The organism is Aurantiacibacter sp. MUD61, assembly GCF_027912455.1.
Taxonomy (GTDB): Bacteria; Pseudomonadota; Alphaproteobacteria; order Sphingomonadales; family Sphingomonadaceae; genus Alteraurantiacibacter.
The window spans coordinates 699,441-715,236 of record NZ_CP115446.1 but is presented as its reverse complement, the minus strand read 5'-3'; the positions used below and the strand labels follow the sequence as shown (position 1 = coordinate 715,236).

The window sequence follows — 15,796 nt, the reverse complement described above, 5'->3', positions numbered from 1 at the left end:
ACCGTCTATTGCGACTGGTAGCTGATCTATAGATGGTGGCGAGGGGCCTGAATTACAATGGCTCTCAACCGATTAACTCAACGCCGCCAGCTTCTTCGCCCTGCGCCGCTGCACGCTCGAGCCAATCCCGATAGCCTCGCGATATTTCGCCACGGTGCGCCGCGCGAGGTCGAAGCCTTCCGCCTTCAGCAGGTCCACCAGAGCATCGTCGGACAGGATCTTCTTCGGGTCCTCGGCATCGGTCAGCGCCTTGATGCGGGCCTTGACGGCTTCGGCGCTCGCGCCTTCGCCGTCTGCCGAGGCCACGCCGCTGGAGAAGAAGTATTTCAGCTCAAAGGTGCCGCGGTCGCAGTGGAGGAATTTGTTGCTCGTCACGCGGCTGACGGTGCTTTCGTGCATTTCGATGGCTTCGGCCACCTTGGCGAGAGTGAGGGGTTTCAGCTCGCTCACCCCTTTGCGGAAGAAACCGTCCTGTTGCTTCACGATCTCGGCGGCGGTTTTGAGGATGGTCTTCTGCCGCTGGTCCAATGCCTTGATCAGCCAGTTGGCATCGGCGAGCTTTTCATTGAGCCAGCTCTTCGCGTCCTTGCCCGGGGAGCCCTCTTTCAGTTCAAGGTAATAGCTGCGATTGACCACAAGCCGGGGCAGGGTCGCTTCGTTCAGCTTGATGTCCCATGCGCTCTCGCCTTTGCCTTCGGTGATCAGCACATCGGGCACCACCGCGCTGGCGCCACTGCCGCCGAACGCGAGGCCGGGCTTGGGATTGTAGCTGCGCAATTCGGACAGCATGTCTGCCAGATCCTCGTCATCGACGCGGCAGATGCGCTTGATCTGCGCGAAGGCTCCCTTGGCGATGAGATCGAGGTTGTTGATCATCACTTCCATGCACGGATCGTAACGATCGGCCTCCTTCGCCTGCAGCGCGAGGCATTCGCTGAGATCGCGCGCGCCAACGCCCGTCGGGTCCATGCTCTGCACGCATTCGAGCGCGCGTTCGACATCGGCGAGCGGCACGTTCAGTGCATTCGCGACGTCGTGCAATTTGGCGGTGAGATAGCCTGCCTCATCCAGCTGGGCGATCAGGTGATGGGCGATAAAGGCAGTGTGCTGGCACGGCGCGCAGGCACCCACCTGTTGCTCAAGGTGATCGGCGAGGCTGAGCGCGACATCTTCGCGGTTCTCTAGGTCAAAACCCGAATCCTCGCCGCCGCCCGATGCCATGGCTTCGGACCAGTCGCCGGTGTCGCGGTCCCGGTCCAGTGCGCTCTCGTCGATATCGAGCGCGGAATCGCCGTCTCCCGGAGTGGAATCGTGTAGTTCGGGTTCGGCGGGTTCTTCGCCGTCGCGCTCGCGCATCTCGCCCGCTTCGAGGAGCGGATTGCTTTCCAGCGCATCGCCGATGAAGGTCTCGATCTCGAGGTTGGACAGCGCCAGCAGCTTGATCGCCTGCTGCAGCTGCGGCGTCATCACCAGCGATTGCGATTGCCTGAGGTCCAGTCTCGGGCCGAGTGCCATAGGGTTACCTGACCAGCATCACAGCTCGAAATTGTCGCCGAGGTAGAGGCGCTTCACATTCTCGTCCGCCACCAGCTCCTGCGGGCTGCCTGCGAACAGCACCTGGCCGCCGTAGATGATGCAGGCGCGATCGACGATATCGAGGGTTTCGCGGACATTGTGATCGGTGATCAGCACGCCGATACCGCGGCTTTTGAGGTCTTTCACCAGGTCGCGAATGTCGCTGATCGAGAGCGGATCGATCCCGGCAAAGGGCTCATCCAGCAGCATGATCGAAGGGTTCGCGGCGAGCGCACGGGCGATTTCGCAGCGGCGGCGTTCCCCGCCAGAAAGCGCCATGGCCGGGCTTTCGCGCAGGCGGGTGAGGCCGAATTCATCGAGCAGGCGTTCGAGTTCACGCTCGCGCACGTCCTTGTCCGGCTCCACCATTTCCAGCACGCAGCGTATATTCTGCTCCACCGTCATGCCGCGGAAAATGCTGGTTTCCTGCGGGAGGTAACCAAGGCCGAGGATCGCGCGGCGATACATGGGCAGCTTGGTGACATCGACGCCGTCCATCAGGATGCGGCCGCTATCGGGCTTCACCAGACCCATGATCGAATAGAAACAGGTGGTCTTGCCCGCGCCGTTGGGGCCGAGCAGGCCGAGCACTTCGCCTTTCGCCACCGTCAGCGAGATGTCCGAGAGTACGCTGCGCTTGTCATAGCTCTTCGCGATGGAGACCACTTCCAGCCCGCCGCTTTCGGGCAGGTCCGGCGCGGCGTTGGAGGGCGCTTCGGCCATGGATTCGGCCAGTGCCTCTTCATCGATCAGATCATTGTCGAGCGAGCTCATAGCCTCTCCATAGGCACGCTTTCGCGGCGTTTGAAGGGTGTTTGGCAAGATTCCTGCATGGCCTCTCTTTTTCCGTCCCGCTGCTGAACATTTGGTTGATGCGCTTGCAACTATGCCCCGCTTGGGACTAGGCTCCCGATTCTCTGGAGAGGGAGACGCGCAATGGCAAAGGCGCTGGCCGATACTTCGCAAACGCAAAAGCGGGCGGAACAGGCAGAGCACAGCGGCACCACATGGCACCGCAAGGCAAGCGATCACATCGCTTATGGCCTGCTGGTGTACACCGGCATGCATATTTTCTGGACGATGACCCAGCTCAAAAGCAGTGGCGGCTCGGTGCTGCCCTATTTCGCGCTCGTCGTGCTGGTGATCGCCATCATTCCGGGCTGTCGCTATCTCGAGCGACGGTGGGAACAGCTGACTGCAAGCGGGGTTGATGATGCGACCCTGGCACCGATGTTCAGGAAGGAGATGGGCTTATTCTGGCTTTGCGTGATTGGCTTGCCGATTGGCCTGACACTTCTGTTCAAGGGCGTGGCAGCGCTCCTCTGAAGCTATTTTCCATTGTGCTGGCGGGCGTTCTGCTCGCGCTGGCCGCGCCGGTTCTGGCCGCAGTGCCGGGCGGCGATGCGGCGGCTGAAGCCGTGGATGCCGCCGCCGCGCCCGAGCCGCGCTCGATGGAAACCGAGCAAAGGGAGGGTGAGGACGAGCGCATCACTGCGCGCCTCAGCGAAATCTTTGCCAATGTGCCAAGCCTTGCGGGCGTGACGCCGAGTACTAGCAACGGTGTGGTGACCCTGTCCGGCACTGCGCCGGACGACGCAGCGATTGCGCGCGCGGAGGCCATTGCCTTGGGCTTCGACAGCGTCGTGACGGTCGAAAATTCGATAGAGCGCGATGTATCGGTCGATCTCGGCGAAGGGATCGGCGGGATAGAGGACCGCATTGCCGACCTCTGGCGCATGCTCCCGCTTGCAGGGCTGGCGCTGATCGTGGCGATTGCGATTGGCCTCCTCGGCTATCTCATCGCGTCTTTCCGTCCGCTGTGGAATCGCATCACCCCCAACGCCTTTCTGGCCGAGCTGATCGTCAGCGCGATCCGCTTCGTCTTCGTCGTACTCGGCATTGTTGTCGCGCTCGACATGATCGGAGCAGGCGCGCTGATGGGCGCGGTGCTGGGCGGAGCGGGCGTCATCGGTCTCGCGCTGGGCTTTGCCATGCGCGATACGGTGGAGAATTACGTCGCCAGCCTGATGCTCTCGCTCCGGCAACCTTTCCGCGCGAATGATCACATCGTGATCGACGGCACGCATGAGGGCCGCGTGATCCGCCTGACCAGCCGTGCGACCGTGATCCTGACGCTGGAAGGCAACCATCTGCGCATCCCCAACAGCACGGTCTTCAAAGGCACCATCCTAAACTATACCCGCAACCCGCAGCGTCGGTTCGGTTTCGTGCTCGGCGTGGATGCCGATGACGATGCGGAGGCGGCGCGCCAGCTCGGCCGGGACACGCTCTCGGCCATGCCATTCGTCCTCAATGATCCGCCACCCGAAGTCCGCATTACCGAGGTCGGCGATTCCAATGTCGTGCTGCAATTCCTCGGCTGGATCGACCAGCGCGAGGCCGACTTCAACAAGGCGAAAAGCCGCGCCATCGCGATTGCCAAGGTCGCGCTGGAGGATGCAGGCTTTGCCCTTCCGGAGCCAATCTACCGCCTGCGCTTCGACCAGCGCACCGCGACACTGCCGTTCCAGAATGTGGGCGAGAGTGGCGATCAGCCGGCGCGCGCACCGGCGCCCGCACAAAAACCCGCACCAGCTCCGTCCGCCGCTCCGACGCCCACCCCGACTGACGTCGATGTGGATGTCGCGCCGGAAGACGAAGTCGCCCGGATGGTGGAGGAAGAGCGCGATAGCTCAGGCGGCGATCAGGCAGATGACCTGCTCGACTCCTCACGCCCGGTGGAATAGCCGGGTGCGATGAATGATCGCAGTGACCTTTCCCCTCTCCAGCGTCTCGATGCCCTGATCGACAGGCAGGGCCCTGAGCTCGCGGCCATCGGTCGCGAGGCGCTGCGGGCAGTGGTCCAGGCCATGCCGACGGCCAATCGTATCGTCGATGAAAGCGACGGGTTGCTTCGCATCCATCACACGCCGGGAATGAGCCTCGATCACACCATCGTGACCGTCAGTTTTCACGGATATTGGGTCACCTATGATTTCCCGCAGGGTGACCGGATGATCGACTACGACGAACTGCTGCGCCGGGCCAACAAGGGCATGTATCACTATGTGATAGAGGGGCCGGGCGATGTGAAAGATCGCGAGGTAGAATGGTTGCTGAATGAAGCAGCCGACCGTGCCGATCCGCCGCCCAACCCGGAAAACCACGCGCGCCTTTACTTCAGAGAAGACCTGAATCAAAAACTCCCGGGCGCTTAGCGGAACGCCCGGGAGCTTTTTGGCCAGCCGATCGCTCAGCCGGTTCTAGCACTGTGATGAAGGATCAGGAACCGCCCGGGCCACCGCCACCACCGCCACCGGGGAATGGCAAATCCCCGAGGCAGGAGCCTTCGTCGATCTCGATGTAGAAGTAATTCTCGCCCGGCTTGCGCGCCGCTTCGGTTGTACCGTCGCAATACTGGATGAAGTAGCCGACCTGCTGGTAAGCGCCGTTGAAATAATTGTCGATGTAGGAAAACGGCTTGGTCGGGTTGGGCGTGTAGCTCGAATTGGCGACAGCCGTTGGTGCGGCAATTGCTGCGAGCAGCGCTGCTCCGGCGATCATGGTTCTCTTCATCATGGTCAGTCCTCATTATTGCGACCGCTGAGTGCGGACGAGGATGAGGATAAGCCCTTGAATCGGATTATATTAAGTCCGGACGACTGCGTAGGTCGCGCCAATTGAACGCTTGGGCGCGTTAACTATCGCATTGAAAAGCCGTGCGAAATTTTATTACGCAAAATCACGCGCCCGCGCGTGGGGCTAAAGCATTTCCCTGCTTCGCCCACACGCGAGTCGCACCGATAGATCAGCCCTGCTTCGCGCGCTCGATGGCTTCCACGACAACGCGCTTGGCTTCGGCGGCATCGCCCCATGCACCAACGCGGACCCACTTTTCGGCTTCGAGATCCTTGTAGTGGGTGAAGAAGTGCTCGATCTGCTGGAAGATGATGCTGGGCAGATCCTTGGTTTCGCCAACGTCCGAATAATACGGGAAAGTCGTGTCGACCGGCACGCAGATCAGCTTTTCATCGCCGCCATGCTCGTCTTCGAGGTTCAGCACGCCGATCGGGCGCGCGCGGACGACGCAGCCGGCCATGAAAGGCGAACGGGCGATTACCAGCGCATCCAATGGATCGCCATCGGGCGACAGCGTGTGCGGAACGAAGCCGTAATTGGCCGGATAGCGCATCGGCGTGTGCAGGATGCGGTCGACAAACAGTGCACCCGACTGCTTGTCGAATTCGTACTTCACCGGCTCGCCGCCCGTCGGGACTTCGATGATGACATTCAGGCTCTCCGGCGGATTGTCGCCCGTCGGGATATGTTCGATACGCATTGGTGGTGTTCCGTTCCTTGTGGAATCTGAAGACACCCCCTCCCAAAACTGTCGCGCCGCCTAGCGCAAGTTAGACATTCTGCCAACCCGAACATCCGTTGGGGAATTGCCCTTGGCGCGCAACCTGCCTAGATGCCGCGCCATGGCAAAAGGCAATACACCGCAGGCGATCCGCGGAACGCAGGATATTTTTGGACCCGAGGCGGAGGCATTCGCTTTCGTCGTCGAAACATTCGAGCGCGTGCGCAAGCTCTACCGCTTCCGCCGCGTGGAAATGCCGGTGTTCGAGAAGACCGAGGTTTTCAGCCGCGCGATTGGTGAGACGACCGATGTTGTCTCCAAGGAAATGTATTCCTTCGAGGATCGCGGCGGGGACTCGCTCACGCTGCGGCCCGAATTTACGGCCGGGATTGCGCGCGCCTACCTCTCCAACGGCTGGCAGCAGCATGCGCCGCTCAAGGTCGCGACGCACGGCCCGCTGTTCCGCTACGAGCGCCCGCAGAAGGGCCGCTATCGCCAGTTTCACCAGATCGACGCTGAGATCATTGGCGCAGCCGAACCGCAGGCCGATGTCGAACTGCTGGCAATGGCCGACCAGGTGATCCGCGAACTGGGCATCGAGGGCGTGACGCTGCACCTCAACACGCTGGGCGATGGCGACAGCCGCGAAGCATGGCGCGCGGCGCTGGTGGAGTATTTCAGCGCGGTGAAGGGTGAGCTTTCCGAAGAATCGCAGGAGCGGCTCGAAAAGAACCCGCTGCGCATTCTGGACTCGAAAGACCCGCGCGACCGCAAATTCGTCGCCGATGCGCCGAAGATTGACGCGTTCCTGTCGGATGAGGCGCGGGCGTTCTTCGATGCGGTGACGAGTGGGCTCGATGCGGCAGGCGTGAAATGGGTGCGCGCCGAAAGCCTCGTGCGCGGCCTCGACTATTACCGCCACACCGCGTTCGAGTTCATCCCGGATGAGGGCTCGGCGGCGGCGGATGCGCTGGGTAGCCAGAGCACGATTTTGGGCGGCGGGCGTTATGATGGCTTAATGGAAAGCCTCGGCGGCGCGCCGACGCCTGCGGTGGGCTGGGCTGCGGGGATCGAGCGGCTGGCGATGCTGGTTGGGGAGACTGCCCCACAAGACGAACTGGACGTTGCGATAATTCCAATGGGCGAAGCAGCCGAGTTGGAAGCGGCAAAGATTGCCCGGAAGCTGCGCGATGCTTCAAACCGGACCGAGATATTCGCCACCGGAAAGGTGAAGAAGCGCATGGCCAGAGCAGATGCTGCTGGGGCTCGTTATGCTGTGGTCATTGGAGATGAAGAATTGGCAGCTAGTCAAGTCACCTTGAAGGCCATGAAGACAGGCGAGCAAGCTCCCCTGCATGCACCACTTTTGCCACAGGTGATTGCGGACTTTCTGTTCGAGGATTGGGACGGGTTCGAGAATGGTTCGCCGCCAGCCTTAGCGGATCGTATGCCAATTAAACCTGAAGGTAGTGTCTTTTGGACGCTCCCCTCAGGCAAGATCGTCGATCCCCTGTGACCATCCCAGCCGAACGCCTTCACCAGATCGCCAACCGCTTCGCCGAGCTCGAGGCGCGGATGGCGTCTGGGCAGCTGGAGGGCGAGGCCTTCGTGCAGGCTTCGCGCGATTATGCCGAGCTGGAGCCGGTCGCGAAGTCGGCTGCCGAGGTGCAGGCCATGCGCGAGGAAATCGCGGGACTCACCGAAATGCTCGCCGATCCCGAAATGAAAGCCATGGCGGAGGAGGAGCTGGAGACGCTCAAGAAGGCGTTGCCGCAGGCCGAGCGCGCGCTTTCCATCGCCATGCTGCCCAAGGATAGCGCCGACCAGCGCCCCGCGATGCTCGAAATCCGCGCGGGCACGGGCGGGGACGAAGCGGCGCTGTTCGCGGGCGATCTTTTCCGCATGTATGAACGCTACGCGGCGGAGAACGGCTGGAAAGTTGAGCCGGTGAGCATGAACGCAGCCGAAGTCGGCGGCTTCAAGGAAATCGTGGCGAACGTCACCGGCTCAGGCGTGTTCGCCAAAATGAAATTCGAGAGCGGCGTGCACCGCGTACAGCGCGTGCCTGTCACCGAAAGCGGCGGGCGCATCCACACCAGCGCGGCGACCGTTGCGGTGCTGCCAGAGCCGACCGAGGTCGATGTTTCGATCGACGACAACGACCTGCGCATCGACATCTACCGCTCCAGCGGTGCGGGCGGACAGCACGTCAACACCACCGATAGCGCGGTGCGGATCACCCACGTGCCCACCGGCATTGTCGTCGCGATGCAGGACGAGCGCAGCCAGCACAAGAACCGGGACAAGGCGATGAAAGTGCTGCGCGCGCGGCTTTACGAAAAGCGGCGCGAGGAGGCTCATGGGGCCGAGGCCGAGGCGCGCAAGGCGATGGTCGGCAGCGGCGACCGCTCCGAACGCATTCGCACCTATAATTTCCCGCAAGGCCGCGTGACCGATCACCGGATCGGGCTGACGCTGCACAAGCTCGATGAAGTGCTCGCTGGACCAGGGCTGAGCGAGCTGACCGATGCGCTGATCGCCGAGGACGAGGCCAAGCGGCTGGCGGCGCTTGCGGATTAAACCAACAGCCGTTCGTCCTGAGCTTGTCGAAGGGCGTTGGCGCGGTCGCCCTTCGACAAGCTCAGAACGAACGGAACGGGGTATGGCAACAGTCAGGACAACGCTTATTCAGGCTGCCAAGCTGCTCAGCAACACCAGCGATACGCCGCGTCTGGATGCCGAATTGCTGATGGCGCATGCGCTCGGCTGTTCGCGTTCGGACCTGTTGCTGCGGCATCAGGACAAAGCCACCCCCGCTTCGTTCGCGGACTTTCTCGACCGCCGCGCGCAGCATGAGCCGGTCGCCCATATCATCGGCGAACAGGAGTTTTACGGGCGCCCGTTTCGCGTCACTCCCGCCGTCCTGATCCCCCGCGCTGACAGCGAGAGTGTCGTCGACGCGGCGCTGAGCGCAGCACCCGATGCGCGGCGTGTGCTCGATCTTGGTACAGGCTCCGGCGCGCTGCTGCTGACGCTGCTGGCCGAGCTGCCCGAGGCGCAGGGAATCGGCATCGAACGCTCGCAGCCCGCGCGTGCCATCGCCAGCAGGAATGCTCAGGAACTGGGTCTCGCCGGCCGTGCCGACATTCGTCCGGGCGACTGGACGCAAGCGGGCTGGGCCGACGAGCTGGGCCGGTTCGACCTCATCATTGCCAATCCGCCCTATGTCGAGACCGATGCCGATCTTGCGCCCAATGTGCGCAATTATGAACCTGCCGAAGCGCTGTTTGCTGGCGCAGATGGACTCGATGATTACCGGATATTGATACCGCAGCTGCCCGATCTGTTGACAGAAAATGGCGTCGCGGTGCTCGAGATCGGAGCTAATCAAGAAGCGCAAGTATCTGAAATAGCGAACAATCACGGATTTTCCGCGCAAGTCCGCCAGGATCTGGCCGGGCGCGATCGTGCGGTGATCTTGCGATTAAGGCTTGGCAAAGCCGAATCGAGTAGTTAGCTATCGAATCAGGCAGGAGATGCAGACAGATTTGCTCTCCGCCGCAACTACCGACATTTGTTGGCTGAGGCGGGATGACCGCCACAGGACTATGCAGGTGAAGGGCTAACACGCACCCGTTTGGGTGCCTTGCGCAAAAGCGCAAATCGTCGCGCCGAAAAGGCCGGGGATCGCAACAAGGAAGCGAAGTTCCTTTGAATAGCAATCGCAATAACAATCGTCGCCGTGGTGGTGGTCGCAACAACAATCGTGGCGGCGGCAACCCCATGCAGAACAACCGGATCGACAGCCGCGCGCGTGGCAATGCCCCGCAGCTGCTCGACAAGTACAAGAAGCTGGCGCAGGAAGCGCAGCTGAATGACGACCGGGTGCAGACCGAATATTACCTGCAGTTCGCCGATCACTACTTCCGCGTCATCGCTGATGCAAAGGCGCAGAAGGAAGAGGCGCAGGCCAAGCGCAATAACGATCGCGGGCAGGATAATTCCTCCGATGACGACGATGATGACGGTCAGGACGATCGCCAGAATGATCGTCAGAACGACAAGAAGCCGCGCGGCCGCAAGAACAGTCGTCCGCGCAAGGGCGACCCCGATCAGGACAGCGGGCAGGAAGGCGAAAGCGGCGATCAGGGGGATGATGACAATCCCTTCAACCGCGATGATGAAAAGCCGAAGAAAGAGCGCAAGGCTCGCCAGCCACGCAAGAAGAAGGACGAGGTCGCTACCGATGACGCCGGCAACCTTGATCCCGGCGTGCTGCCGCCGGCAATTGCGCGGGGCGATGACGCTGCTGCTGGCGACGAAGCGCCCAAGGCTCGCAGGGGCCTGAAGCCGCGCCGCAAGCCGAAGGATGACGGCGAAGAAGCGCTCGAGGCAGTAGGCTAATCACGCGCAAGTCTGGCGGGCAGGGGGCATGAAGGCTCAGGCATGACGGCTCCTGCTGCACAGGCTCCCGAAAGGCGCTATCCGATTATCGACGCGATGCCGCGCCGCGCTTGGGCGTGGTCGATCGGCCTTGGCCTGCTCGCTGCGACGGGGTTTGCGCCCCTCGGACTGTGGCCTGTCGCTCTCATCGCGATGGGCCTTTTCGCCGTGATGATTGCGCGCAGTGAAAGCTGGAAGCAGGCGCTCTGGCTTGGCTGGTTGTTTGGCTGGGCGCATTTCACTTTCGGCAACAACTGGATCGCGACAGCCTTTACCTATCAATCGGAAATGCCCGCTTTCCTCGGCTGGCTCGCGGTGCCGCTGCTGGCGATCTACCTCGGCCTCTACCCCGCGCTCGCCGGTCTTGCCGCGCGGCTGGCTGTGCGTAGCGGACCGGGCTGGAGCTTTGCCCTTGTGCTGGCGGGCGCATGGATCATTGCCGAATGGCTGCGCAGCTGGGTCTTTACCGGCTATCCGTGGAATCCCTTTGCGATGGCGCTGCTCGGTCCGTTCGACCGGCCGGGGCTTGCCGCGCTTTCTCCGATCATGGGCACCTATGCGCTGTCGGGTATCGGCGTGCTGCTGGGCACTGCGTTCGTGCTGCTGGCGGCGGAGCGGCGCTGGCGTGTCGGTATTCTGGTGAGCGCGCTGCTGATCGCTGGGATGTACTGGCCCGCCCCTGCGCCGCGCGAAGGCACGCAGGTGGTCACCATCGTGCAGCCGCAAATTCCGCAGCCCGATATTGCCGACCCGCGCCGTTATGAGGCGAATTTCCAGGAGCTCGCCGGGCTTTCCGCACGCGCAGCTGACGAGCAATCCGGTCCGCGCGTCGTCCTCTGGCCCGAAAGCGGCATGGCGGACTATTTGCGCCCCGGCTATCCGCAGCGCTATTACGATGCGACCACCGCGCTCGGCAGTCCCGAATTCGCACGCCGCCGTATTGGCGGGACGGTGGGCGAAAACAGTGTGCTCCTCACCGGCGCGATCGATCTGGAAATCGGCGAGGATGAAACCGGCTATGTGCGCGCGCTCGGTGCCCGCAATGCGGTGACGGCCCTCTCGCCGGAAGGTGAGATCCTTGCCGGATATGCCAAGGCGCATCTGGTGCCCTACGGTGAATATCTCCCCATGCGCGAATGGCTTGAGCCGATCGGGCTGAGCCGCCTTGTGGCTGGCTCCATCGATTTCTGGCCCGGGCCGGGTGCGCAGACGCTCGACCTGCAAGAGTTCGGCAGCGTCAGCCCGCAGATATGCTTTGAGATCATATTCTCCGGCCAAGTCGTCGACCGCGATGCGCGTCCCGATTACATTTACAACCCGTCGAGTGAAGGCTGGTTCGGATCCAACGGTCCGCCGCAATTTCTCGCCCAGTCACGCATGCGCGCGATTGAGGAGGGGCTGCCCGTGCTGCGCGCGACCAACAATGGCTATAGCGCCGTGATCGATCCGCGCGGCGTTGTGCGCGCTTATCTCAGGCCGAGCGAGGAGGACCGGATCGACGCGATCATTCCGCCCGCGGCCGATCCCACTCTGTTCGCACGTTTGGGCAATATACTCCCGCTTTTATGGGCAATATCACTCCTTGCGCTTGCTATCGTTGCAAGAGGGCGGAGAGCCGGTTAGAGCCGCCCGCTGAATATCCTATTCGAATTAAAGAGAAGGCAATCTCCAACATGCGCCAATCCTACCTGTTTACGTCCGAAAGCGTCTCCGAAGGCCATCCGGACAAGGTTTCCGACCAGATTTCCGATGCCATCGTCGATTTTATGCTCCGTCACGACAACGAAGCTCGTGTCGCCTGCGAGACGTTGACCGCCACTCAGCGTGTCATTCTTGCTGGTGAGATTCGCTGTCGCGGAGTTTTTGAAGATGGCGATTGGTTGCCGGGCAAGAAGGCTGAAATCGAACAGATCGCCCGCAACACCGTCAAGGAAATCGGTTACGAGCAGGATGGCTTCCACTGGGAAACGCTGACTTTCGAGAACCACCTCCACGGCCAGAGCGCGCATATCGCGCAGGGTGTCGATTCCAGCGGCAACAAGGACGAAGGCGCGGGCGACCAGGGCATCATGTTCGGCTTTGCCTGTGACGAGACGCCTGACCTCATGCCCGCGACGCTCGATTACAGCCACAAGATCCTGCAGCAGATGGCGACCGACCGGAAGAATGGCACCGCGCCTTTCCTCGAGCCCGACAGCAAGAGCCAGGTCACGCTGCGGTATGAAAACGGCAAGCCGGTGGAATGCACCGCAATCGTCGTCTCGACCCAGCACGCGCCGGGTTACGACAAGGGCGAAAAGGAGGCCGAACTTCATGCCTATGTGAAGGGCGTGGTTGGCAATATCCTTCCCGATGGTTTCATCACCGACAACACCGTGTGGCACATCAACCCCACGGGCAGCTTCGAAATCGGCGGCCCCGATGGCGATGCCGGCCTCACCGGTCGCAAGATCATTGTCGATACCTATGGCGGCGCAAGCCCGCACGGCGGGGGCGCGTTTTCGGGCAAGGACCCGACCAAGGTAGACCGCAGCGCGGCTTACATCACCCGCTACCTCGCCAAGAATATCGTCGCGGCTGGCCTTGCCACGAAGTGCACGATCCAGCTCGCCTATGCCATTGGCGTGTCGAAGCCGCTGTCGCTCTATGTCGACACCCACGGCACCGGCACGGTGGCAGACGACAAGATCGAGGATGCGATCCGCTCCATTGCCAAGCTGGGCGACCTGACCCCGCGCGGCATCCGCACGCACCTCGGCCTCAACAAGCCGATCTATCGCCAGAGCGCCGCATACGGTCACTTCGGCCGCTCGGCAGAAGGGGATGCCTTTCCGTGGGAACGCACCGATCTGGTGGACGATCTCAAGGCAGCTTTGGCCTGACCTGACACGAGACGGGCGGTGAGCACGCAAGACACTTCGCTCACCGCCGCTCCTGCGAAAAAGCGGATCGAAGCGCTCGACGCGCTGCGCGGCGTGGCGGTGATCGGCATCATCCCGATGAATGTCATCGCCTGGTCGATGGTGCCTGCCGCCTATATCAATCCGCGCGCGGGCGGCGGCGACGGGCCGCTCGAAACCGTGCTCTGGGCGATCACCTTTGTGTTGGTCGAGGACAAGTTCCGCACCCTCTTCGCGATGATGTTCGGGGCTGGCGTGGCGATCCTGCTGGACAAGGCGACCGCGCACCCGCGGCGCGATCACTATGCGCGCATGGCGGTCTTGCTCCTGATCGGCTTGCTCCACGCGATATTGCTCGCAGGGAACGATATCCTGCGGAGTTACGCGCTCACCGGCTGTCTGCTGCCTTTTGTGCTGGGCTGGCCTGTACGGCGCCTGCTTGTTGCTGCGGGGGTAATCGTCACGGTGCAAACGCTCGTCGCCGGAGCCTTCGCGATTTTCTATCTTGTCGATCCGGACACGGCATCCGTGGCATCGGCGGAACAGACCTATGGGTTTAATCCGGAGACGACGGCGGACTTTCTGCAGCGGTCGGAGGAAGGTTTCGGCGAGCGGATTGCGCGACGGCTCGGCGAGCTGGAAACGATGCTGTTTGCCGCAGTCGTGCAGGTGCCCACCAATCTCGCAGCGATGCTGGTCGGCCTCGGCCTGTGGCGTAGCGGCATGCTGGCGGGGCAATGGGAAACGTCGCGGGCCTTGGGTCTGGCGAAGCGGCTGGCGCTGGTTTCCGTGCCGCCTCTGGTTGCACTCGCGGCATGGGCGATCGCTTCGGGCTTCGATGCTATCGTCATGGCTTCGCTTTTCTTCGCTTTTACGGGGCCGTTCGACCTGCTGCTCGGTGTCGCCTATGCCGCCGCCGCAATGGCGCTGTTCGGCGGGCGATGGAGCGGGGCGCGCCTGACCACGCGGCTGGCAGCGACGGGGCGCATGGCGCTCACCAATTACCTCGCCACCAGCGTGGTGTTCGCCGCACTGTTCCACGCATGCGGGCTGGGGCTTTACGGAGAGATCGGGCGCGGCATGGCAGAGGCACTGGTGCTGCTGCCGGTCACGCTGATGCTGATCTGGTCGCCGCTCTGGCTCGCGCGGTTCCGGCAGGGTCCGGCGGAGTGGCTGTGGCGCAGCCTTGCTGGGCTCAGACTGCTGCCCTTGCGCCGCTGACCCGCTCCGTATCGCTGCGCAGATGGCGCGCGGCGAGGAAGTAGAATAGCGCCGCCAGCAGATAGACCGCGCCGCCAATGGCCATAGCAATGGCAAGGCCCTGTCCCGCGCCATGCTCCTCGCTCAAGGCATCACTCAGCAGCCCGATCAGCGTCGGCCCGACGCCGCCGGCGAGCGTATAGATGCCATTGAGCGTAGCCGAGGCAGTCGCGCGCATGCGCGGGTGCATCAAGTTCTGGATGGTGGCGAAAGTGATCCCGAGATAGCTGAGCGTGAAGAAAATCGACCCGCCAACGCACACCAGCAGGATGGTGAGATCGCCCTGCAGAATACCGAACACGCCGAGCGGTCCGCCGATCGCGAGGCCGACGCCGGGTATCAGCGCGTATGCCGCAGGATTGCGCTCTCCCAGCCGGTCACCCAGCCAGCCTGCGCCGACAATGGAGAGCGCGGCGGGAAGGCTCGCCAGCACGCCGGTGTACAGCCCTGCTTCGGCCAGCCCCATATCGAACTTGCGCACCAGCAGCGATGCGAAAAAGAAGTTGAGCGCATAGCTGAGCGCGGCCGCGATGAAGCTGCCGAGGATCAGGTATCGCGCACTCGGCAGAGACCAGATCCGCTCGATAAAGGCGCTGATCGGCGGGACGTCATCGCCTTGCTCGGCATCGAATTGACCGCGCCTAGGTTCGCCCACGAAGATATAGGCGGCGATGCCCAGCACGAAGCCGGGAATGGCAGCGACGAGGAAGGTCGCTTCCCACCCGAAATTCTGCGCGACATAGCCGCCGCCGACAAAGCCGATGAAGGCTCCCAGAGGCGGGGAAAGCAGCAGGATCGAGATCGCGAGGCCGCGCTTGTTGGCGGGGAAATAATCGGAGATCACCGACTGGTTGGGCGGCAGTCCGATGGCTTCGCCAAGGCCTACGCCCATGCGCGCGGTGAGCAGCTGGACCCAGCTCCCCGCCAGCCCGCAGGCAGCGGTAAACATCGACCATATGGTGACCCCGCCTGCAATCAGAGTGAGCCGCCGCACCCGTTCGGCAAAGCGCGCGGTCACAAATCCGCCGAGCACATTCAGCGCCGCGAAGGCCCATGTCAGCATGGAGACTTGCGTATCGCTGAGGCCGAATTCCTGCTTGATCGGCTCGACCAGCACATTGACGACAATGCGATCGATAAAGCCGACCGTCGCAATCGCAGCGAGGATGCCCAGCGCGAGCCATGGCGAATTGCGGCGGGTTCTCATGGGAGCTGGTCTAGCAGCAAAGTAGCCGAGCGGAAGGTGCTCTGGCCCTTT

The 15,796-nt window shown here is 62.5% G+C and carries 15 protein-coding genes; 10 read left to right on the top strand and 5 right to left on the bottom strand.

Annotated elements, in window-relative coordinates; genetic code table 11:
• Positions 1–72: 72 nt before the first annotated feature.
• Complete coding sequence (gene rpoN, locus O2N64_RS03375) at positions 73–1,515, bottom strand: RNA polymerase factor sigma-54 (RefSeq protein ID WP_271078879.1); 1,443 nt, start codon at positions 1,513–1,515, stop codon at positions 73–75.
• An 18-nt stretch (positions 1,516–1,533) separates the two neighbouring features.
• A complete protein-coding gene (gene lptB / locus O2N64_RS03370) occupies positions 1,534–2,298 on the bottom strand; it encodes an LPS export ABC transporter ATP-binding protein (protein ID WP_271079593.1) in 765 nt (254 codons plus the stop codon).
• Between the two features lie 213 nt (positions 2,299–2,511).
• On the opposite strand from lptB, the gene O2N64_RS03365 reads away from it, so the two are divergent.
• The 3 genes from O2N64_RS03365 to O2N64_RS03355 are packed head-to-tail and all read left to right on the top strand — an operon-like array spanning position 2,512 to position 4,793.
• The gene (locus O2N64_RS03365) at positions 2,512–2,901 is read left to right on the top strand and encodes a hypothetical protein (RefSeq protein ID WP_271078878.1); all 390 of its coding nucleotides are present in this window, start codon (positions 2,512–2,514) and stop codon (positions 2,899–2,901) included.
• A gap of 14 nt (positions 2,902–2,915) precedes the next feature.
• The gene (locus O2N64_RS03360; protein ID WP_271078877.1) at positions 2,916–4,322 is read left to right on the top strand and encodes a mechanosensitive ion channel family protein; all 1,407 of its coding nucleotides are present in this window, start codon (positions 2,916–2,918) and stop codon (positions 4,320–4,322) included.
• A gap of 9 nt (positions 4,323–4,331) precedes the next feature.
• Positions 4,332–4,793: a hypothetical protein gene (locus O2N64_RS03355; RefSeq protein ID WP_271078876.1), complete on the top strand. Its 462-nt coding sequence runs from the start codon at positions 4,332–4,334 to the stop codon at positions 4,791–4,793.
• Between the two features lie 64 nt (positions 4,794–4,857).
• Here the strand turns inward: O2N64_RS03355 and O2N64_RS03350 are convergent, their stop codons facing one another.
• Positions 4,858–5,154: a hypothetical protein gene (locus O2N64_RS03350; RefSeq protein ID WP_271078875.1), complete on the bottom strand. Its 297-nt coding sequence runs from the start codon at positions 5,152–5,154 to the stop codon at positions 4,858–4,860.
• 229 nt (positions 5,155–5,383) lie between these two features.
• Positions 5,384–5,914, bottom strand: coding sequence for an inorganic diphosphatase (gene ppa / locus O2N64_RS03345; RefSeq protein WP_271078874.1), 531 nt, complete (start codon positions 5,912–5,914; stop codon positions 5,384–5,386).
• Between the two features lie 142 nt (positions 5,915–6,056).
• On the opposite strand from ppa, the gene hisS reads away from it, so the two are divergent.
• From hisS to O2N64_RS03310, 7 genes are all read left to right on the top strand, one after another.
• Entirely contained in the window at positions 6,057–7,451 is a 1,395-nt protein-coding gene (gene hisS, locus O2N64_RS03340; RefSeq protein ID WP_271078873.1) for a histidine--tRNA ligase, read from the top strand.
• On the top strand, positions 7,448–8,515 hold the full coding sequence (prfA, locus tag O2N64_RS03335) for a peptide chain release factor 1 (protein ID WP_271078872.1): 1,068 nt from the start codon (positions 7,448–7,450) through the stop codon (positions 8,513–8,515). The genes hisS and prfA overlap by 4 nt, the downstream gene beginning before the upstream one ends.
• An 82-nt stretch (positions 8,516–8,597) precedes the next feature.
• The gene (gene prmC / locus O2N64_RS03330) at positions 8,598–9,452 is read left to right on the top strand and encodes a peptide chain release factor N(5)-glutamine methyltransferase (protein WP_271078871.1); all 855 of its coding nucleotides are present in this window, start codon (positions 8,598–8,600) and stop codon (positions 9,450–9,452) included.
• Between the two features lie 194 nt (positions 9,453–9,646).
• Positions 9,647–10,339: a DUF4167 domain-containing protein gene (locus O2N64_RS03325; protein WP_271078870.1), complete on the top strand. Its 693-nt coding sequence runs from the start codon at positions 9,647–9,649 to the stop codon at positions 10,337–10,339.
• Positions 10,340–10,381: 42 nt separating this feature from the next.
• Positions 10,382–12,001, top strand: coding sequence for an apolipoprotein N-acyltransferase (gene lnt / locus O2N64_RS03320; protein WP_271078869.1), 1,620 nt, complete (start codon positions 10,382–10,384; stop codon positions 11,999–12,001).
• Between the two features lie 50 nt (positions 12,002–12,051).
• On the top strand, positions 12,052–13,260 hold the full coding sequence (gene metK / locus O2N64_RS03315) for a methionine adenosyltransferase (RefSeq protein ID WP_271078868.1): 1,209 nt from the start codon (positions 12,052–12,054) through the stop codon (positions 13,258–13,260).
• A gap of 18 nt (positions 13,261–13,278) precedes the next feature.
• The gene (locus O2N64_RS03310; RefSeq protein ID WP_271078867.1) at positions 13,279–14,499 is read left to right on the top strand and encodes a DUF418 domain-containing protein; all 1,221 of its coding nucleotides are present in this window, start codon (positions 13,279–13,281) and stop codon (positions 14,497–14,499) included.
• Here the strand turns inward: O2N64_RS03310 and O2N64_RS03305 are convergent.
• Positions 14,474–15,745, bottom strand: a complete 1,272-nt coding sequence (locus O2N64_RS03305) for a spinster family MFS transporter (protein ID WP_271078866.1) — start codon at positions 15,743–15,745, stop codon at positions 14,474–14,476. The two genes, O2N64_RS03310 and O2N64_RS03305, sit on opposite strands and share 26 nt — an antisense overlap.
• Positions 15,746–15,796 lie beyond the last annotated feature (51 nt).